The 19244-nt window shown below is 61.2% G+C and carries 19 protein-coding genes; 6 read left to right on the top strand and 13 right to left on the bottom strand.

Annotated elements, in window-relative coordinates:
* Positions 1-218: 218 nt before the first annotated feature.
* Positions 219-653, top strand: a complete 435-nt coding sequence (locus EFB14_RS09560) for a MarR family winged helix-turn-helix transcriptional regulator (protein ID WP_125843291.1) — start codon at positions 219-221, stop codon at positions 651-653.
* Positions 654-732: 79 nt separating this feature from the next.
* Here EFB14_RS09560 and EFB14_RS09555 read toward each other — a convergent pair whose 3' ends face one another.
* The 5 genes from EFB14_RS09555 to EFB14_RS09535 form a co-directional block, all read right to left on the bottom strand.
* Positions 733-1641 carry a homocysteine S-methyltransferase family protein gene (locus tag EFB14_RS09555; RefSeq protein WP_125843293.1) on the bottom strand — a complete coding sequence of 303 codons (909 nt, stop codon included), beginning with the start codon at positions 1639-1641 and terminating at the stop codon, positions 733-735.
* Positions 1642-1766: 125 nt separating this feature from the next.
* Entirely contained in the window at positions 1767-2456 is a 690-nt protein-coding gene (locus tag EFB14_RS09550; protein WP_126824766.1) for an ABC transporter permease, read from the bottom strand.
* A 13-nt stretch (positions 2457-2469) separates the two neighbouring features.
* Positions 2470-3195, bottom strand: coding sequence for an ABC transporter permease (locus EFB14_RS09545; protein ID WP_125843297.1), 726 nt, complete (start codon positions 3193-3195; stop codon positions 2470-2472).
* Between the two features lie 12 nt (positions 3196-3207).
* The gene (locus tag EFB14_RS09540; RefSeq protein WP_126824763.1) at positions 3208-3981 is read right to left on the bottom strand and encodes a transporter substrate-binding domain-containing protein; all 774 of its coding nucleotides are present in this window, start codon (positions 3979-3981) and stop codon (positions 3208-3210) included.
* A 47-nt stretch (positions 3982-4028) separates the two neighbouring features.
* A complete protein-coding gene (locus EFB14_RS09535; protein WP_125843301.1) occupies positions 4029-4808 on the bottom strand; it encodes an ABC transporter ATP-binding protein in 780 nt (259 codons plus the stop codon).
* Positions 4809-4969: 161 nt separating this feature from the next.
* On the opposite strand from EFB14_RS09535, the gene EFB14_RS09530 reads away from it, so the two are divergent.
* The 5 genes from EFB14_RS09530 (at position 4970) to mctP (ending at position 9494) form a co-directional block, all read left to right on the top strand.
* Positions 4970-5434, top strand: coding sequence for an Lrp/AsnC family transcriptional regulator (locus EFB14_RS09530; protein WP_010029817.1), 465 nt, complete (start codon positions 4970-4972; stop codon positions 5432-5434).
* A 100-nt stretch (positions 5435-5534) separates the two neighbouring features.
* On the top strand, positions 5535-6920 hold the full coding sequence (mctS, locus tag EFB14_RS09525; protein ID WP_126824760.1) for a two-component system sensor histidine kinase MctS: 1386 nt from the start codon (positions 5535-5537) through the stop codon (positions 6918-6920).
* A complete protein-coding gene (gene mctR / locus EFB14_RS09520) occupies positions 6917-7567 on the top strand; it encodes a two-component system response regulator MctR (RefSeq protein ID WP_126824757.1) in 651 nt (216 codons plus the stop codon). Before mctS ends, mctR begins: the two co-directional genes overlap by 4 nt.
* A 264-nt stretch (positions 7568-7831) precedes the next feature.
* On the top strand, positions 7832-8029 hold the full coding sequence (locus tag EFB14_RS09515) for a DUF3311 domain-containing protein (protein WP_125843307.1): 198 nt from the start codon (positions 7832-7834) through the stop codon (positions 8027-8029).
* On the top strand, positions 8019-9494 hold the full coding sequence (mctP, locus tag EFB14_RS09510) for a monocarboxylate uptake permease MctP (RefSeq protein WP_126824754.1): 1476 nt from the start codon (positions 8019-8021) through the stop codon (positions 9492-9494). Before EFB14_RS09515 ends, mctP begins: the two co-directional genes overlap by 11 nt.
* Before the next feature lie 80 nt (positions 9495-9574).
* Here the strand turns inward: mctP and EFB14_RS09505 are convergent, their stop codons facing one another.
* From EFB14_RS09505 to EFB14_RS09470, 8 genes are all read right to left on the bottom strand, one after another.
* The gene (locus EFB14_RS09505; RefSeq protein WP_126824751.1) at positions 9575-11530 is read right to left on the bottom strand and encodes a HAMP domain-containing methyl-accepting chemotaxis protein; all 1956 of its coding nucleotides are present in this window, start codon (positions 11528-11530) and stop codon (positions 9575-9577) included.
* Between the two features lie 505 nt (positions 11531-12035).
* Positions 12036-13106, bottom strand: a complete 1071-nt coding sequence (locus EFB14_RS09500) for an LLM class flavin-dependent oxidoreductase (protein ID WP_126824748.1) — start codon at positions 13104-13106, stop codon at positions 12036-12038.
* A gap of 456 nt (positions 13107-13562) precedes the next feature.
* The gene (locus tag EFB14_RS09495) at positions 13563-13901 is read right to left on the bottom strand and encodes a hypothetical protein (protein WP_125843315.1); all 339 of its coding nucleotides are present in this window, start codon (positions 13899-13901) and stop codon (positions 13563-13565) included.
* Between the two features lie 95 nt (positions 13902-13996).
* Positions 13997-15094, bottom strand: coding sequence for an ABC transporter substrate-binding protein (locus EFB14_RS09490; protein WP_126824744.1), 1098 nt, complete (start codon positions 15092-15094; stop codon positions 13997-13999).
* Positions 15095-15140: 46 nt separating this feature from the next.
* Positions 15141-16181 carry an ABC transporter permease gene (locus tag EFB14_RS09485; protein ID WP_007634471.1) on the bottom strand — a complete coding sequence of 347 codons (1041 nt, stop codon included), beginning with the start codon at positions 16179-16181 and terminating at the stop codon, positions 15141-15143.
* Positions 16182-16199: 18 nt separating this feature from the next.
* Positions 16200-17696, bottom strand: coding sequence for a sugar ABC transporter ATP-binding protein (locus tag EFB14_RS09480; RefSeq protein WP_126824741.1), 1497 nt, complete (start codon positions 17694-17696; stop codon positions 16200-16202).
* 106 nt (positions 17697-17802) lie between these two features.
* Entirely contained in the window at positions 17803-18696 is an 894-nt protein-coding gene (locus EFB14_RS09475) for an NAD(P)-dependent oxidoreductase (protein WP_126824738.1), read from the bottom strand.
* Positions 18686-19243: a gluconokinase gene (locus tag EFB14_RS09470; protein ID WP_125843325.1), complete on the bottom strand. Its 558-nt coding sequence runs from the start codon at positions 19241-19243 to the stop codon at positions 18686-18688. The genes EFB14_RS09475 and EFB14_RS09470 overlap by 11 nt, the downstream gene beginning before the upstream one ends.
* Position 19244 lies beyond the last annotated feature (1 nt).

The following is a 19244-nucleotide window of genomic DNA, read 5'->3' as shown; positions in this document are numbered from 1 at the left end:
GCTACGCGGAAGTGGGTACGTTTACGCCGCTAAATATATCGTGATACGATATAAATCAATGGATGAAAGTGCGGTGGTGAAAATGTCTCAGAAGGCGCTTCACTTGACCGGTCGGCGGCGGCCCATCTATTCGAGATCGGGGAACAGTTTGCGCTCTATGAACCGCGGCCGATCGCGTCGATTGCGGCACTTCGTCGAAGCGGCAGAGGAGACTGAGTTTGAAGAAGACCGTGCCGCCGCTGAGACAGGAGGATTACGAGGCTCTCGCCGACCTCCGATTCGCGCTTCGCCAGTTCATGGACTTCAGCGCCTCCGCCGCGCAGGCGGAAGGACTGCCCGTCCAGCAGCATCAGGCGCTGCTCGCGATCAAGGGACAACGCGGCGATGCCATGACGATCGGCATGTTGGCCGAGCGGCTCATCATCGCGCCCCATACGGCGACCGAACTCGTCGGGCGGTTGTCGGATGCCGGACTGGTTGAACGCCATGCCGATCCGGTCGACAGACGCCGCCAGACGATTCTCTTGACCGAGAAGGCGGACGAACTCCTGACGAGACTGAGCGCCGTTCATCTCTCGGAAATCAGGGTGATGGCCCCAAAGCTGATCGAGCTTCTCCTCGAACTTCAGAAATCGGCCCACAAAGCGGAATAGCGCACTCTTGCGCCACGCCGCAGGCAAGATCGGAGCGTGAAAAGTTGCGCCAGCGGCGGGCCGTCTGGCCCTCCGGCGTTCAGCCCAAGAGCGTGTTCCTCAAGCGATGAATATGGGCAGCCCCGATACCGCAGCAGCCGCCGATGATCGTCGCGCCGGCCCCGGCCCAGGAACAGGCAAAGCGCGAATAGGCATCGTCATTCAGGTCATCGCGGGTATCGTGCAGGCCTTCATTGGCGGCAGCCTCGCCTGTTTCCCCTTCGAAAGCATTGGCATAGACGCCGATTTCGATCTGAGCGTCCGCCTTCCGGAACACGCGGGCTGCGGTCTCCACGGCCGCGCGCATGACCTCGGGCTTGCTGCAGTTGAACAGGAACGCCTCGGCACCCGATGAAGCCGCCCATGACGCGGCGTCCTCGACGCTTTCGCCGGAGCGAAGCTTCGGCTCGCCGCCCCTTATGGCTGCCTCGTCATCCGCCAATGTGAAGGAAATCCAGAACGGCTTGCCTGATGCCACCACTGCCCTGCGCACTGCCTCGCCCTCGGCGATCAGGCTCAATGTTTCGCCGAGCCATATATCGACGAAAGGATCGAGGTTTTCGACGAGCACCTTGAGATAATCCTGCACCTGGGAAGGCTGAAAATTCTGCGGCTCGTAGGAGCCGAAGATCGGCGGCAGCGAACCGGCGACCACCACCTTTCGGTCGGCGACGGCATCGGCGGCTTCCCGCGCCAGGCGCCCGGCAAGACGGATCAGTTCCGCGCCCTCCTGCTGGAATCGGTCCTCGCCGATGTGAAAGGGCACGAGCGCATAACTATTCGTCGTAATGACCTCAGAGCCGGCGGCGATGAATTCCTCGTGTACCCTACGCACGATATGCGGCGAATGCATCAGCGCCAATGCCGACCATTCCGGCTGTTTCAGTTCGGCCCCAAGCCGCAGAAGCTCGCGGCTCATGCCGCCATCGAGAATTCGCATCGTGCTCAAGAAGTGATCTCCATTCAGGCCGTCGCGCCGTCACCGGCAGCAGGCTTTTCAAAACAAAGTGGGCGAGGTGTGCGTGGTACGCTTCATCGCGTACAGGAATTCATGACCAGTCCTTTTTCCCACGCCTAGCGGCGAACCGGCACTTGCGCTTCGAGACCTCGAAAGACGCGGGCGATCACTGCGGTCAGGGCGAGATAGAAGAGGGTGACGACGATCAGCGGTTCATAGACGAGCAGCGTGTCTTGGCGAACCTTGTTTGCCACGGCGTAGAGATCCATCACCGTCACCGTGAAGGCGAGCGGCGTCGCCTTGAGCTGCATGACGATCTCTCCCGCAATAGTCGGCAGGGCGATGTGAATGGCGCGCGGCAGCCAGATGCGGCGGGTCAGCTTCCAGGGCGACAGGCCGAAGGCTCGGCCGGCTTCGAGTTCGCCTTTGGGAACGGCGAGCAGCGCGCCGCGCAGTACTTCCGCTTCGTAGGCCGCATAATTCAGCGTGAAGCTGACGGCGGCGAAGAAGAAGCCCTCGCGCAAGACAGGCCAGAACAGGCTCTGGCGGATACCGGGAACCATGGGCAACAGCGACCCGACCCCGTAATAGAGCAGCCACAGCTGGATCAGCAGCGGCGTGCCGCGGAAGAAGGTGCAGTAACCGCGAGCAAAGAGCCGCGTAAACCTGCCGCCGCTGACCTGCGCGAAGGCGAGACCGATCGCAAGGACGAAGCCGAACACCACGGAAATGACAAGCAGCGCAACGGTCTGCCAGGCCCCCGTCAGAAGAAGCGGCCAGTAAGAAGAGATCCAGGTGAAACTCATGGGCGCACTTTCTTCAGGCAAGGCGCGGCTGGCCGCGCCGCACCCGCCCTTCGATCAACTTGAAGGCGACGTTGGAAACCAACGTGATGACGAGATAGAGAAGGGCCGAAGCAAGGAAGAAGACGAAGTAGTGTTTGGTGCTCGCCCCGGCGAGACGGGTAGCGAGCGCCAGTTCCTGATAACCGACGACCGCAACCAGCGCGCTGTCCTTGGTGACCGACATCCACAGATTGGCAAGACCCGGCAGCGCATTCGGCAAAAGCGCCGGCAGCAGCACGCGGCGGAACCGCAGCATCGGCCCCATGCCAAAGGCTTTGGCCGCCTCGATCTGACCAACGGGAACGGCAAGGATCGCGCCGCGCAGCACCTCCGTCATATAGGCCCCCTGCACGAAACCCAGCACGGCGATGGCCGCGACGAAACCGTTCACATCGATCGGCGGCAGGTCCAACGCGGCCAGAAGCCGGTTGAGGCCATCGGTGCCGGCATAATAGAGCCCGACAATCAGGATCAACTCGGGAACGGCTCGGATCAGCGTCGTATAGAGATCGAGCAGAAGGCGGAGCGCTCGATTGCCCGAAAGCTTTCCAAGCGCGCCGGCCGTGCCGAGCAGAAGACCGATGGCGAAGGCGCAGGCCGAGATGGCGACTGTGGAGACCGCGCCCGTCAGCAGGACGCCACCCCATCCCGGAGGATAGGGAGACAGCAGTTCCAGAATGCCTTGTTGCGCAGTCGCCATCGTCAGGATTGCTTACTTCGCGCCGTAGATGTCGAAATCGAAGTATTTCTTGGTGATGGCGTCATAGTTGCCGCTGGCGCGGACGGCAGCGATGGCCGCATTCAGTTTGGTTTTCAGCTCGGTATCTTCCTTGCGAAGGCCGCCCGAAACGCCGGCGCCGAGGATCTCCTTGTCGTCGGCGACGTCGCCCATCTTGGCGCAGCAATCCTTGCCGCCGTCGCTCTTCAGGAAGGCGTCGAGCGCCAGTGAATCGCCGAAGACATAATCGATGCGGCCGGAGGCGAGATCCTGGAAAGCCTCGTCGAGTGTCTGGTAGGTCTTCTCTTCTGCAGCCCCGGCGAAATACTTCTTGTAGTATTCCGACTGGATCGTCGACACCTGGATGCCGATGGTCTTTCCCTTCACATCCTCGGCAGTGGCGCCCGGCTTCTGATCCTTGGGACCGATCAAGGTGCTCGGCGTGTTGTAATATTTGTCGGTGAAATCGATCACCTTCGAGCGTTCGGCGGTATTCGACATCGATGACCAGATCACGTCGAACTTCTTGCTCTGGAGAGCCGGAATCAGACCATCCCAGGAGATATCGACGATCGAGCACTTCTCCTTCATCTCGTCGCAGACGGCGTTCATCAGGTCGATTTCCCATCCGTGCCATTCGCCGGATGCATCCTTGGCGAAGAAGGGCGGGTAAGATTCGTTCATGACGCCGAAGCGGACTTCGGCCTGTGCGGCGACCGCGGAAAGCGCAAGTGCCGCGCCGGCGAAAAGCATGGGGAGCAGTTTCATTCGCAGGATTCTCCTGGTTGGTGTTGTCGATGATGGCACGGTGGGCATCAGTGGGCGCTGAGACCGGTGAACTCCCGGCAGCGGGCGCTGACCGGCGATCCGAAGACTTGTTCCGGCGAGCCTTCCTCTTCGATCCGTCCCTGATGCAGGAAGAGAACACGGTTCGAGACATCGCGGGCGAAGCGCATCTCATGCGTGACGATCAGCATGGTCCGCCCTTCTTCCGCGAGATCGCGGATGACTTTGAGAACCTCGCCGACCAACTCCGGATCAAGCGCCGAAGTCGGCTCGTCGAACAGCATGACGGCAGGATCGACGCAAAGCGCCCTGGCAATTGCCGCGCGCTGCTGCTGGCCACCGGAGAGAAAGGCGGGATAGGCGTCACGCTTCTCAAAAAGCCCGACCTTGTGGAGCAGGGCCTCTGCCTTTTCGATCGCCTCGCGTCTGGGAATGCCCATGACATGCACCGGCGCCTCGATGACGTTTTCGAGCACCGTGCGATGTGCCCAGAGATTGAAGCTCTGAAAGACCATGCCGAGCCCGGTCCGCAGCCGTTCGATCTGCCGCCAGCTGCGTGGCTGCAGCCGCCCGCCGCGGCCGGCTTTCAGCGCGACCTCCTCACCGTTCACGGCAATGCGACCGCGATCGGGCGTTTCCAGGAAATTGATGCATCTGAGGAAGGTGCTCTTGCCGGAGCCCGACGAACCGATAATGGAGATCACATCGGATTTGTGGGCCTGCGTAGAGATACCCTTGAGAACCTGTTGCGAGCCGAAGCTTTTATGGAGATCTTCGACGCGAAGAGCAGGAAAGGGTTGATCTGGCATGCATGGTTCCGGCTGAACTGAGTTTGCGAAGGATAATGATAAAATAACGCGGTTTTTTCGCGCAATTTTCATCCATTCTGCATATTTTGTGCAAAATAATCTTCTTCGTGCGGCGAATGCGGCAGAAAACGTGAAGCGCTGCGGCGAGAACTGGAGTGAACATGGAACAACTGGACCGTTTTGACCGTGACATTCTCGATATCGTTCAGCGCGACTGCCAGCTGAAGGCCGAAACGATAGCCGAACGGATCGGCCTGTCGGTTTCGGCTGTGCAGAGGCGGCTGAAGCGCCTGCGCGAGGAAGGGATCATCAAGGCGGAAGTCGCCGTCGTCGACCGGAAGGCGACCGGGACATCGATGGTATTCATCGTCGGCATGGAGATCGAACGGGACAATTACGACGCGCTGGCGAAGTTCCGCGTGTGGGCCGAGAAGCAGGACCATATCCAGCAGGTCTATTACGTCACCGGCGCCGTGGATCTGATCGCGATCGTCACCGCCCGCGACGTCGAGCATTATGACGACATCGCCGCCCTGATCATGGCCGACAATCCGCAGATCCGCCGCATGCACACAAATGTCGTGCTGCGGGACGTCAAGCTCGGCCTGTTCGTGCCGCTCGAATAGTGCTTGCGCGGCCGCGTTGGTCCGCCGCGCGGACAAGCCGCTGGACTCGCATTTGCCAAAGGGCATAATTCCGGGCACACATTCTCGGGAGGAATGATCGTTGACGCTCAGACACCAGATCATCGCATTGGCGATCGTTCCGCTCGTCATTTCGATCCTTGCCATCACCACCTTCATCACATGGCAATCGGCAAACCTTGCCAAGAACAGCATCGATACGTTCGAACAGAACATGCTGAAGACCAAGGAAGCCGAAATCCTCAATCTGACCAACCTTGCCCTGTCCGCCATCCAGGCGATCTATGACAAGGCCGGTCCCGACGACGAGGCGGCCAAGCAGCAGGTGTCTGAGATTCTGACCTCGCTCGACTACGGCAAGGACGGATATTTCTTCGTCTACGACTACGACGGCAACAACATCGTCCATCCACGCCAGAGTTTTCGGCATGGGCACAATTGGCTGGACCTCACCGATCCGGATGGCGACAAGGTCATTGCCGAGCTGATCGCCACGGCAAAGGCCGGCGGGGGCCTGCATCAGTACAAATGGCAGAAACCATCGACCGGACAGATCGCCGACAAGCTCTCCTTCGTCGTCAGTCTCGACAAATGGCACTGGGTCGTGGGAACCGGCGTTTACCTGGACGATGTCTTTGCCCAGAGTGCGGCCGCCAATGCGGTGATGCGCGCCAACATAAGACGGACCTTCATCATCGTCGCGCTGATCGCCGTGCCTTCGGTGCTCGTCGTTTTCACGACCTGCATGCTCCTGACCTTCCACGAGCGCCGCATGGCCGATGGCCGGCTCAAGGCGCTGACGCAGCGGGTCATCGATACCCAGGAAGAAGAGCGCGCGCGGCTTGCCCGCGAGTTGCATGACGGCATTTCCCAGAATCTCGTCGGCGTGCGCTATGCCATGGATCTCGCCGGCCGCAAGGTCAGGACCAATGTCGACGATGCGGCCTTCACCATTGAGCGCGGCATCGAAGCGTTGAACGGCGCGATCAAGGAAATCCGCCGGCTGTCGCACGATCTACGCCCTCGCGTGCTCGACGACCTTGGCCTGACGGCGGCCCTCGAAGCACTATGCCATCACTTCGCCGAGCGGACCGGGATCGAGACGAAGATCGATGCTTCGGGCTTCACGGATACGCTGAAGGCCGAAGCCAACACCGCCCTCTATCGCGTCGCACAGGAAGCCTTCAACAATGTCGAGCGGCATTCTGGCGCCTCCCGGCTTGCAGTCAAACTCTGGAGCGACGGTGGCCGCGCCCGCATGACGATTTCCGACAACGGCAGCGGCTTCGATGAAAGCAAGGACGGCACATCCGGCAGGTCTGGCCTCGGCCTGCGCAACATGCAGGAGCGGATGGCCCACTTCCGGGGCCTGCTGCTCATCAACAGCAGCGAGGCCGGCACGACGCTGACCGCCATGATGCCGAAATCGGTCAATCTGCCCGCCGGCAAGCAGGCGGAAGCGGCATGAATGAACGCCCGAAAATCAGGGTACTGCTGATCGACAACCATCCGCTGGTGCTGGACGGCTTGAAGGCCGTGCTCGAGACATTCGACCATATCGAAGTCACTGGGACGGCGGGGCTGGCGCAAATCGGCCTCGACATCGCCCGTCAGATCCAGCCGCAGGTGGTGCTGATGGACATCAACATGCCGAAGCTGAGCGGCATCGACGCGATCGAACTGTTCAGGAACGAACTTCCGCAAACCCGCGTCGTGATGCTCTCCATGCATGACAGCCGGGAGTATATTTCCTCCTCCGTTATGCATGGCGCCGCGGGCTACGTCCTCAAGGATGTCTCGACTGACGAAATCGTCGCGGCCATCGAGACAGTGGCGGATGGGGGTACCTATTTCTCCTCGGGCGTCTTCGACGCGCTGATGGGCGAGCGTGCCGAGGAGGGCAGTGATCCCCTAACACCGCGCGAGCGCGACATCCTCGGGCTGATTGTTGCCGGCCGAAGCAACAGGGAGATCGCCGAGGCGCTTGGGATAAGCTCGGCCACGGCGGAAACGCACCGCAAGAACCTCAAGAGAAAGCTCGGCATCACCACTACGGCGGGCCTCATCCGCTATGCGCTCGATCACGGCATCGTCTCGAAAGTCGATAAAATCTAGCCTACCCACTTCTGGGTAGACCGCGGCATTTCGGCCCCGCGTCCATCTTGTGAGGATAAAATCAACGCCATAGGACTCCCCTCACGGCTGACCGAGCGTGAGCCGTTGGGAGGAACTCACATGCGTTACATCAGCTTCCGACTGTGCGGAAAACCTCGAGCGACCCGAACCGGGCCTGCCACCGCGGCCGGCTGACAGACCTGCCTTCCACGCCGACAACTGGAACATGGCGACCGCCTTGCGGCGTCTGAAAGGGATCCCGACATGGAAAAACCACGTAGCAAGGCAGCGCTCTGGCTGCTTGTCATTCCATTTATTGGTCTGCTCTGGCCGCCATTCTACAATCTCCGCGAACCGGCACTTTTCGGTTTTCCCTTCTTCTACTGGTATCAGCTTCTCTGGGTGCCGATCACGGCGACGCTGACCTGGATCGCTTATCGGAGCGTTCGCCATGACGACTGACATCAACGGCACGGCGCTCGCCGTCTTCATCTTCTTCTTCGCCCTCGTTACCATCATGGGCTTTGTCGCCAGCCGCTGGCGCAAGCCGGAGACACTGGCCCATATCGACGAATGGGGTCTCGGCGGGCGCAACTTCGGCACCTGGATCACCTGGTTCCTCGTCGGCGGCGATTTCTATACCGCCTATACCGTGATCGCCGTCCCGGCGCTGGTCTATACCGTCGGGGCCTACGGCTTCTTCGCGCTGCCCTATACCATCGTCGTCTATCCCTTCGTCTTCATGGTCATGCCGGTTCTGTGGAAACGCGCCAAGGATTTCGGCTATGTGACGGCCGCCGACGTCGTTCACGGCCAATACGGATCACGCGGTCTCGAACTCGCTGTCGCGGCAACCGGCGTCATCGCCACCATGCCTTACATCGCTCTCCAGCTCGTCGGCATGACGGCGGTCTTGAAGGCGCTCGGGCTGCACGGCGAATTGCCGCTCGCCATCGCCTTCATCGTGCTGGCGCTCTACACTTATTCAGCGGGCCTGCGCGCCCCGGCGCTGATCGCCTTCGTCAAGGACATCATGATCTATATCGTGGTGATCGCAGCCGTCGCACTCATTCCGTCGAAGCTCGGGGGCTATGCGAATGTCTTCGCCTCGGCCGATGCGGCGTTCCAGGCCAAAGGCTCCGGCAGCCTGCTGCTCGGCGGCAACCAGTATGTCGCCTATGCGACGCTCGCTCTCGGTTCGGCTCTCGCAGCCTTCATGTATCCGCATACGCTGACGGGCATCTTTGCCTCCAACAGTGGCAAGACGATCCGCAAGAATGCGATCATGCTGCCGGCCTATACGCTGCTGCTCGGCCTTCTGGCGCTGCTCGGCTATATGGGACATGCCGCCAACCTGAAGCTCGACAGTGCGAACGATGTCGTTCCCACCCTGTTCAAGACGCTCTTCTCGGGCTGGTTCTCCGGCTTCGCCTTTGCAGCGATTGCCATCGGCGCGCTGGTGCCGGCGGCGGTGATGAGCATCGGTGCTGCCAATCTCTTCACCCGCAACTTCTGGAAAGCCTACGTCGATCCCAAAGTCAGCGATGCGGGCGAGGCCAAGGTCGCAAAGGTGACGTCGCTGGTGGTGAAGGTCGGCGCGCTTCTCGTCATCATCTTCCTGCCGACGCAGTTCGCACTCGACCTGCAGCTGCTCGGCGGAATCTGGATCCTGCAGACGCTTCCGGCCCTGGTCTTCGGCCTTTATACCAACTGGTTCCGTGCACCCGCTTTGCTCGCCGGCTGGTTCGTCGGCTTCTGCGGCGGCACCTTCCTCGTCTGGGATGCCGGCTGGAAGCCTCTGCATCTGGTGAGCCTCGGCGGCGAACCCTTCACCGTCTACACCGGCCTGCTCGCGCTTGCTGCAAACATCGCCGTTGCGGTCGCAATCACCGCCGTGCTTCCGGCCAAAGCTCCCGTACGGGCGTAAGAGTGCCTCAAAACGAAGGGCAGCAAACGCTGCCCTTCGTCACTTTACGCTTCAGCAGAGGCTGCTATCAGATCCGGCGATCAGAACTCTTCCCAATCGCCGGCCAAGGCCGCATTGCCCTGGAACGACTTGCCCACCTTGGCAATCATCTGGCGAGCGGGCGACGCTACGGGCTGAGCATGTTGTGCCGCTGCAGCCGGCTGCGATGAGCGCTTGGATGCCACCGATCCTCCGATATTGAACTGACCCAGGAGTTGGAACAGCGCGTCCGCTTCCTTGGCGAGATTATGAGCGGCGGCTGTGGCTTCCTCCACCATGGCGGCGTTCTGCTGTGTGCCCTGGTCCATCTTGTTGACGGCGGTATTGATCTCTTTCAGCCCCGTTGCCTGCTCCTGCGAAGCGCCGACGATCGCCCCGACATTGCCGTCGACCTGCTGCACCTGTGCGGCAATCTCCTTCAGTGCCTTGCCGGTTTCGCCAACGAGGGCAACGCCGTTTTTCACATGGCCGTTCGAAGCGTTGATCAGTTCCTTGATCTCCTTCGCTGCCTTGGCGGACCGTTGCGCCAGTTCGCGCACTTCCTGGGCAACGACGGCAAAGCCCTTGCCGGCTTCACCGGCGCGGGCGGCTTCGACGCCGGCATTCAGCGCAAGCAGGTTGGTCTGGAAGGCGATCTCGTCGATGACGCCGATGATGCTTCCGATTTCAGTGGCGGAGGATTCGATCTTGCCCATGGCGTCGACCGCATCCCGAACGACGCTGCCCGAGCGCTCCGCGCTGTCTTTGGTCTTGCGCACGAGCTGCCCGGCTTCCTGGGCCTTGTTGCTCGAATCGGCGACGGTCGTCGTGATCTCTTCCAGCGCAGCGGCGGTTTCCTCGACCGATGCGGCCTGCTGTTCGGTCCGCTTGGCGAGATCGTCCGAGGCGGAGCGGATCTCCTGTGCGCCGGCGGCGATTGCGCTCGCGTTCTGGGAAACTCTCTGCATGGCGGCGCGGAGCTTTTCGACCGCCACATTGAAGTCGGCCCGGAGCTTTTCCAGAGACGGGATGAACGGGGTATCGATCTGCTGCGTCAGGTCGCCGTCGGCCAGCGCCTGCAAGGCATTGCCCAGTTGGCCGACAGCCTTGTCGGTCTGCTCGGCAAGGGTACGACGTTCGTCGGCATCCTGCTCGAGCCGCTGCCGTTCCGTCACTGCCCGCTTGGCTTCCGCGTCTGCTTCCCGTTCCGCCTTCGCCGAAATTGCGTCGCGCAAGCCGGCCACGGCGCGCGCGAGCTTGCCGATCTCATCGCCCCGCGCTTCAAGACGACGATCACCGTCGAGATTTCCGTCCGCCATCGCCTTCAGCGAAAGCTGAAGTTTTGCCATCGGGCCGACGATCGTGCGGGATGTGATGGCTGCGGCAATGATGGAAAGAACAGCGGCAATCGCGAGTGCTGTCAGCGCAATCGGCTTGAAGCCGCTCGCCGCGCTTCGAACCTCGCCGCCGACCGATTTGTTCAGCGCTTCCTGGAAATCGATGAATTTGTTGATGGCGCCGAGCCAGGCAACGAAGGCCGGCCGAGCCTGTTCGAGCAGGATCTTGCGGGCTGCCTCGCCATCGCCCTTCTCCTGCAATGCGATGATCTGGGAAACCAGAGGATTGGTTTTCGCCTGTATGTCGGCGATCTCCTTCAGGATGGACTTTTCCTGATCCGTCGCACCTGCCGGAGATGCAACCATGTCGGCCATACGCTTTTCGTTCTCGGCGTAAGTTGCCGCCAGCTTTTCGATCAATGCCTCCGCGCTCTTGCGCTCATCCGCTGATGTCACGAGGGTCACGTCGCGAATGGCGATCGCGCGGTCGTGCACGCTGCCGCGATAGTTGATGGCAAAGCGCTGCTTCACGCTGTTGACGTCGTTGATCGTTTCAAGATTGCTGTTGATCTCAGCAACCTTCACCGCCGAATAGATGGTCAGGCCGGCCATCAGCAGAAGCAGGAAGCTGAAACCGAGGGTCAGGCGCACCCCGATCCCGAAACTCTTAATGCTCTTCATTATCGCTCTCCATCGCCTCGGCGTGGTTTGTTAAAGGTGTCTCGGCTGGCATGATCGCTCGTCACAACTCGTTGAGGTGTGGAGCTCGATCTGACCCCGGAATACGCCGACGTCGCTCGGCGCGCGCAACGAGGCGCGAAGCGTGCATCGAGGTAAAAAGATATCATGCGAGATTTCGGGGCCTGGCTGCCATCATGGCGCAGGTGACGATCCTGCGAAGGTCACTCCGATATCCTAAAAATTTAGGGGAATATATTTTAGAGAGTGTAAACGCAGACGGCAGAGGCATCATTGCGTCGCGCATTTCGTATATTTCGCCGGTATTTTTCGCGCAAGATGCACTATCCTGCACATCAGGAAGAATATGCCAAGTTGCTGGAGATAATTGGCATATCTCTTTTGTTGCAAACCGGACTCCTCAACTCCCTGCGCGCGACATGCGGACAATGATCTCCGCAATGACTTCTCCGATGCCGGACGATCACCTGACGGCTTTTCGCAAGCATCAGCCCCGGAGCAGCGGCAGCAGCTGATCGCCCTGCCGCTTGATCTCGGAGAGATAAGGCGTGTCGGACAGCACGAAGTGCGTAATGCCCAGATCCTCGTATTTACGCAGCGAGCCGGCGACATCAGCCGCCGAACCGACCAGCCACGTGGTGCCTGCGCCACCGCCGCCGTATTTGCCCGGCGCGGTATAGAGATTGTCGTCGAGCACGTCGCCGCGTTCATAAAGAGCCAGAAGCCGCTGCTGGCCGACGGCGAGCATACGCTGGTGATCATGCCAGCCAGCGCCTTTGCTCTTCGCCATCTCGGCAACCTTCGCCTCGGCGTCGGCCCAGGCCTGTTCCGTGGTGTCGCGAACCAGTGTCGTGATGCGCAGTCCGAATTCCAGCGGCGGAAGATCGCGGTCGAGTTCCCTGCTCAATGCTTTAAGCCGCTCTATCCGCTCGCGGACGCCGTCGAACGGCTCCCCCCAGAAAAGCTGGACATCGGCCTCGGTCGCGGCCACCCGCTCGGCCGCCTCCGAGGCGCCGCCAAAATAGAATTTGGGGTGCCGTCGGTCGCCGCGGACCTCGATACGCGGCACGACGGTGGATTCGGCGACACCGAAATGATCGCCCGCCGAGGTCACGTTTTCTTCGGTCCACAGTCTGCGGACCAGATGCATGAACTCCCTGGTCCTGGCGTAGCGGTGTGCCTGATCGCCCTCGCTGTCGCCATAGGCAGCCAGGTTGTCCTTGCCCGATACGATGTTGATCCGCACGCGGCCGCCGGTCAGGTGGTCGAGCGTCGCCGCCGCGGACGCGAAGTTCGCCGGCCGCCAATAACCCGGGCGGATCGCGATCAGCGGCTCGAAGGTGGTGGTTCGCGCAGCGAGCGAGGCGGCGACCGTGAACGTGTCGGGCCGGCCCCAACCGGTGCCGATGAGCGCGCCCTTCCAGCCATGCTCCTCCAGCGCCCGGGCGTGGCTGGTCAGCGTATCCAAGCTGTTGTGGTCCTCGACGGCGGAATCACCGCGATGGCCGGGCCTGACGTCGTTGGGAATATACCAGAGAAATTCGGAATGATTGCTCATGCGATGCTGCAGTTCTGTGGATTGGAAAGGGACCCGGGGTTAAGGCCGCCAGAGAGATCACACGGCCACTTGCGCCTCCGGGGCTGCTTCCAGATTGTGAATGACACCGAGACCAAGCAGACTGAACAACGCAATTTTTAATGCCTTTGCCAATGTCATCGTCGATCTTCCCGTTTCGGATTGCTGTTAGCAGGAACGATGCACGGTAAGAAGAAATATAATACACTAAACCAATAGACTATTTAGTTTAATATTAGGCTCGCCGACGAAAAATTGTCCCCAAAAAGACGGCAATGGAAACTTCGCCATCCGTCGCGTCCCAGGGATAGCCAGTGCGCCAGGCAATGAGAAAAGCGCCTGGGATGGGCCATCCGCAGGCGCTTTGCAGCAATGATCTCTCCGAAGGCCGGACGGTTTTTGATCGCCCGCTATTGCCGAAGCCGGGATCGCCTGATGTCAGGCCGTGGCCGGCGGATATTCGTTGGCCGAGAAGACGTGATGATGCACCTTGCCGGTGAAGAGCTGCAGGAGTTGCCCGGTGACCTCACGGCTTTCGAAGCGCACATCGGAGCGAAGTGCTGCATTCACCGCCTCCATATCGGGATAACGAATGGCGAGCGCCATGGCGTAGACCGGGGCGCCTTCGTCGCGTTCCATCCCGTCCAGCACCCGGACTTCCTCGGCGCCCGGGAATTTCGTCCACAGAGGGACGAGCCGCTGCCTGACAAAGTCGCGGAACTCCTCTTCTCTGCCGGGATGGATTTCGCCTTCAAACAAAGCGTAACGAATGATCATAGGTTCTCTTTTCCCAAACTCGCTGGAGCCGGATCGATGGTGACGTGGTGCAGGGGAGGAGGGCGTATCAGTCGATACGCCCTTGGTCGAAGGGCTTATTTGCCCCAGATTTTCTTGTATTGGTCGCGATAGCCGTTATCGGGGTCGAAGCTGTTCTTCGGTCCTCCATCGAATTCGACGTTCTGGCTGGTCACCACATGCAGCGGCGACACATAGCCGGACCACGGAGCGCCCGCAAAAGCGCGGTTCAGTTCGTCGACGAGCTGCCAGCCCTGGAGATTGAGCGGTTCAGCGACGGTGACGGCCTGATACTGCTTGGCGCGGATACGCTGGTAGGCGCTCTCCGAACCGTCGCCGGCTGCGACGTTGACCGGCTTTCCGTCACCGGCAATGCCGGCGGAGGCAAGCGACGGCCCCATGAAGTCATAGTAGAGGTCGTTGATCGCCAGGGAATGCGTCCACTTCGCCCCATACTTCTGCAGAAGCGATGTGGTGAGCTGCGGCATGCGCTGGGAGGTTTCGGCAATCGGCGTGTCGACATATTCGAGCACCGTGCCGCCGAGATCCTCGATCTCCTTCTTCATGCGGTCGGCCTTGGCGATCGCGATCGCATAAGTGGAGTCAGTAAAGATGATGACACCAGGCTTGCCGCCGGCGTCGGCAAAGGCCCAATCCGCCGCAGACTTCGACACTTCCATCGCATCGGTCGTGACGTTGGCGAAGACGCCGACTTCGGGAACGGGACCGACCGCCGAGGCGGCGTGCCAGGAAACCATCGGAATGCCAGCCGCCTTGGCCGCTTCCATCGCCGGCTTCTGCTCGACGGCGTCGAAGCCGTTGATGATGATACCGTCAGGCTTCAGCGCCATCGCCTGGCCGAAAGCCGCGGTCCGTCCGCCGATGGAACCGGCGCCGTCAAGCGCCTTCACCGTCCATCCCAGAGCACCTGCTGCTTCCTGAACGCCATTGACCACGCCGAGGATACCGCCGTTCTTCATATCGGCGGCGAGGATGACGATGTTCTTGCCCGCAGCGCCCTTGGGGCCGGTCGTCGGGCCATCCCACGCACTCACCTTCGACGCGTATTTGTCCACCACGGCCTTGGCGTCGGCCATCGAGTCGGCCAATGCCGGCATGCTCAGCATAACGGCGACGGTTGCGACCGTTGCCTGCAATAACGTTCTGCGCTTCATGTTCACTCCTCCATTTTATTTGTTATGAAATGCCGGCGATCCGGCCTCATTTCGATGCGGGCGTGATCCTCCTCACGGCCCCGCGCTTGCGCTGGGCGTAACCTGCTATGCCGATGGCAATCAGCAGGGTCACGCCGTTGAACAGCGGTTCGACGAAGAACGATCCGCCGAATTGCTGAATTCCTGATATTCCGACCGCCAGGATGATGACGCCGATCAAGGTGCCCCAGACGTTCACCCGTCCCGGCTTGATCGTCGTCGACCCGAGGAAAGCACCGACAAGCGCCGGTAGGAGATATTCGAGGCCGACGCTCGCCTGGCCGATGCGCAGCTTCGAGGCGAGAAGAACGCCGGTCAGCGCCGCCAGCAGGCCCGAGGTGACGAAGGCGCCGATCACGAATTTGCGGACCGGAATGCCGTTGAGGGCGGCGGCCTTGGGATTGGCGCCGATCGCGTAGAGATAGCGGCCGATCGGCAGGTATTCGAGCACGATCCACATGCAGATCGCGATCAAGAGCACGTAAAAGCCTGTAATCGGCAGGCCGAACAGCATGGTGCCGTTCAGCGCGTAGAAACCCTCAGGCAGGACGCCGACCACCTGCCGCCCGCCGGTGTGCCAGAGCGCAAGCGCGTAGAGGACGGTTCCCGTGCCGAGTGTGGCGATGAAGCTGTCGATCTTGGCAACCTCGACCAGCAGGCCGTTGATGAAGCCGGTGAAGACGCCGAGTGCGAGGACGATGAGGACGGCGACCGGCCAGGGCAGGCCATAGGCCGTCTGCAGGCTGATGGCGAGAATGTGCCAGAGCACGATGCCGTAGCCGACGGTCAGGTCGATGCGACCCGATGCCATAGGGATCATCGCAGCCAGCGACAGAAGCGCGATGATCGCTTTGTCGGACACGATCGAGCGGACGTTCAACACGGTCGGGAACGTATCGGGCAGAAGGATCGAGAAGATCACGATCAGGCCGACGGTGAGGATCACCAGACCATAAACCGGGATCAGGCGTCCGATCTTCTGCCCTGTAGACAGGCCGGCCATTTCGCTCTTGGTCGGCTCCAGCGCCGTGGATTCAATGGATTGCATGGCTGTTCTCCCGATAGTTCAAGCGGCCTCCGATGCGGATGCGGCTGTGATAACCGCCTCCGTCGTCAGAGCGCTTCCAGTCAGTTCGCTGACGATTTTGCCGCGCGAGAAAACCAGCGCGCGGTGGCAGATATGGGCAATTTCCTCGAAATCCGTCGAGACGACGACAACCGCGAGGCCGGCCTCGAGCGCCTGGGTGATCAGACGGTAGATTTCCGCACGCGCGCCGATGTCGACGCCGGCGGTTGGATCTTCCGCGATCAGCAGCTTGCGGCCAGTCGCCAGCCAGCGGCCGACGACGACCTTCTGCTGGTTGCCGCCGGAGAGGGCCTCGACCGGCAGATCCGGATCGTTCGGCCTGAGGCCAACTGAATGGCCGATCTTATGGGCAAGGTCAGCTTCGCCGCGCGGCGACAGGAAGGACAAAAGCCCGCGTCCGACGGCTCCCGGATTGAGGTAGGTGTTTTCCCGAATGGAAAGCGAGAGCGCCACCGATTCTTCCGTCCGGTCACGGGCGATCAATCCGATGCCCGACGCCATTGCCCGCAGCGGACTCGAAAGATCGGGGGCCTCATCATGCAGCAGAACCGAGCCGTCGAAGGGCTCGCAACCGAACAGAGCGCGGCCGATGCGTTCCTGACCGGCACCGCGCAATCCGGCCAGTCCCAAAAGCTCGCCCTCGCGGATATCGAAGGATATCGGGCTCGTACCGGCGCAAACGAGATCGCGGACCTTAACGATCGCCTTGCCGGGTGTGATCGCGGTTTTGGAAAAGAGGCTATCGCCGCTGCGGCCGATGATCATTGTGACGAGTTCGTCGGGAGTGGTCTCGCTGACGGGCTTCTGTCCCACCATGCAGCCGTCGCGCAGAACGGCGACCCGATCGGCGATGCGGAAAATCTCGTCGAGCCTGTGGGAGACGTAGATCATGCCGACGCCGCGGTCCTTCAGCGGGCGGATCGCATTGAACAACCGGTCGACTTCGTCGGCGGGAAGGCTCGCCGTCGGCTCGTCGAGCACAAGAACATCGGCTTCGACGGCAAGCGCGCGAGCAATGGCGACGAGCGATTTTTCCGTGCGCGACAGCGCCGAGACTCGCGTGGTCGGATCGAAATCGCAGCCGACGAGCTTCAAGGCTTCCCTGGCGCGCGCCTGCGTCCTGTTCCAATCGATCAGGCCGCGACGCATCGAGAAACCCTGCGACAGGCCCATGTTCTCACCGACCGTCATCCACTCGATCAAACCAAGATCCTGGTGGATGAAGGCAACCGGCTGCCGCTCGTTCGGCTTTGGGGGGCGATGATGGTAGCTCTGGCCGCGAAACAGGATGTCGCCGCTATCGGGCTTGTAGATGCCGGCAAGCGTCTTGATGAGCGTCGATTTGCCGGCCCCGTTTTCTCCCAGCAGCGCAAGAATCTCGCCCTCGCGCAAATCGATCGAGACGTCGCGCAGCGCCTGCGTGCCGCCGAAGCTCTTGGTGATCGACTGGAACTCCAGCAGTCTCTTGGCTTCCACTGTGGCTCCTCCCAAAGCTGCGGTTGTCATTGCTGTATGTTATCGATAACATTTGTGGATGGTCAAGCGGAAAGATGGCGATCTCGAATTTCTCCAGAGATTGAGATCAATCGCCGCGGAATCCGTCGAGAAGGCGCATCATCTCGGCAGAATCCTTCGGCCCGAGACCGCCGGCGCAGAGCAGGCGGTGGATTTCGACCACTGCGCCCGTCATCGGCAATGGCGTCTTCGTCTTCAGCGCAAAGGCCTGAAGCGAATCCAGGTCCTTCAGCATGTTGTCGATCCTGCCGGTCGGCGAGAAATCCCGCGCGGCGAACTTCGCCATGAATTCCTGCATGATCCGGTTGTCCGCCCGGCCGCCGGCAAGGGCTGTCGGAATGGCTGCCGCATCGACGCCGCCGGCTTCCGCGAGCTTGACCGCCTCGGCGACGGCCTGAAACAGCACGGCGCAAAACAGCTGATTGATCAGCTTCGTAGTCTGCCCGGCGCCAGATGTGCCCATCAGCGTATAGTTGGCGGCAAGATGCCGCATCACCACACGCGCCCGCTCGAAATCCTCCAGGTTGCCGCCCGCCATGATCGTCAACCGTCCGCCGAGCGCGCCGGGCACGCCGCCGGAGAGCGGGCAATCCACCCATGCCATGCCCGTTTCCCGGCGCAGTCGCGCCGCCATCTCGGCCGTCTCGGCAGGATCGATGGACGACATGTCGATCAGCAGTTTGCCGGCATTCGCCGCCGCGGCGACACCCTTTTCACCGAAGACGACGGCGCGCACGATATTTGCGTGATTGAGGCTGAGCACGCAGAATTCCGAGGCCGAGACCGCATCCTCTACGGAGCTCGCTGCGCGGGCGCCCTTGGCCACCAAAGCCGCGACTTTTTCGGCATCGAGATCGAAAACGGAGACCTTGTGCCCGGTTTCGATCAATCGGGTGACGATCGCCGTTCCCATGATGCCGGCGCCGATGACGGCGACATCTGCTCTATAATCATCCTGCATGATAATCTCCTCCCTTGACGGCCATGCCGCTCAGTCCCTTGCAAGCCAGCGCCACAATATCATCCAAGGCATTGTCGATCGCCACCGTCACCACACCGGCTTCGCCGGTCGGCGGCTCCAGCGTCCGCAGCTGGCTGTCGAGCAGGGACGCCGGCATGAAATGGCCCTGGCGCGCCTGCATCCGTGACAGCAGCAGGTCGCGGGATCCCTCCAGGAAAACAAAGGCCAGGCGCCCGCCCGCCGCCTGCCGCAGCCTGTCTCGATAGCTTCTCTTCAGCGCCGAACAGGAAATCACCAATCCTTGCGATGCATCCTGTGAGGTTCTTATTTCCTCGCCGATCCGGTCGAGCCACGGTAGGCGGTCGTCATCGGCAAGCGGTATGCCCCGCGCCATCTTCTCAACGTTTTGAGCGGGATGGAGCCGATCGCCCTCCAGAAACGGTATGCCGTTTCGGGCAGCGAGCCGTTCTCCGACCGAGGATTTGCCGCAGCCGCTGACGCCCATGACAATGACGGCCAGAGGCGGTGCCTTCTTCGCGAAGCTCATC

Source organism: Rhizobium fabae (genome assembly GCF_003985135.1).
Taxonomy (GTDB): Bacteria; Pseudomonadota; Alphaproteobacteria; order Rhizobiales; family Rhizobiaceae; genus Rhizobium; species Rhizobium pisi.
Note: the sequence above shows the minus strand (reverse complement) of the source record. Positions and strands in the feature narration are given on the sequence as shown.

Bases quoted from the DNA above. Each gene is read 5' to 3' on its own strand.
- EFB14_RS09550 (WP_126824766.1), bottom strand. From the start codon at position 2,456: ATGAGTTTCACCTGGATCTCTTCTTACTGGCCGCTTCTTCTGACGGGG.
- EFB14_RS09545 (WP_125843297.1), bottom strand. From the start codon at position 3,195: ATGGCGACTGCGCAACAAGGCATTCTGGAACTGCTGTCTCCCTATCCT.
- EFB14_RS09540 (WP_126824763.1), bottom strand. From the start codon at position 3,981: ATGAAACTGCTCCCCATGCTTTTCGCCGGCGCGGCACTTGCGCTTTCC.
- EFB14_RS09535 (WP_125843301.1), bottom strand. From the start codon at position 4,808: ATGCCAGATCAACCCTTTCCTGCTCTTCGCGTCGAAGATCTCCATAAA.
- EFB14_RS09530 (WP_010029817.1), top strand. From the start codon at position 4,970: ATGGAACAACTGGACCGTTTTGACCGTGACATTCTCGATATCGTTCAG.
- mctR (WP_126824757.1), top strand. From the start codon at position 6,917: ATGAATGAACGCCCGAAAATCAGGGTACTGCTGATCGACAACCATCCG.
- EFB14_RS09515 (WP_125843307.1), top strand. From the start codon at position 7,832: ATGGAAAAACCACGTAGCAAGGCAGCGCTCTGGCTGCTTGTCATTCCA.
- mctP (WP_126824754.1), top strand. From the start codon at position 8,019: ATGACGACTGACATCAACGGCACGGCGCTCGCCGTCTTCATCTTCTTC.
- EFB14_RS09505 (WP_126824751.1), bottom strand. From the start codon at position 11,530: ATGAAGAGCATTAAGAGTTTCGGGATCGGGGTGCGCCTGACCCTCGGT.
- EFB14_RS09500 (WP_126824748.1), bottom strand. From the start codon at position 13,106: ATGAGCAATCATTCCGAATTTCTCTGGTATATTCCCAACGACGTCAGG.
- EFB14_RS09495 (WP_125843315.1), bottom strand. From the start codon at position 13,901: ATGATCATTCGTTACGCTTTGTTTGAAGGCGAAATCCATCCCGGCAGA.
- EFB14_RS09490 (WP_126824744.1), bottom strand. From the start codon at position 15,094: ATGAAGCGCAGAACGTTATTGCAGGCAACGGTCGCAACCGTCGCCGTT.
- EFB14_RS09485 (WP_007634471.1), bottom strand. From the start codon at position 16,181: ATGCAATCCATTGAATCCACGGCGCTGGAGCCGACCAAGAGCGAAATG.
- EFB14_RS09475 (WP_126824738.1), bottom strand. From the start codon at position 18,696: ATGCAGGATGATTATAGAGCAGATGTCGCCGTCATCGGCGCCGGCATC.
- EFB14_RS09470 (WP_125843325.1), bottom strand. From the start codon at position 19,243: ATGAGCTTCGCGAAGAAGGCACCGCCTCTGGCCGTCATTGTCATGGGC.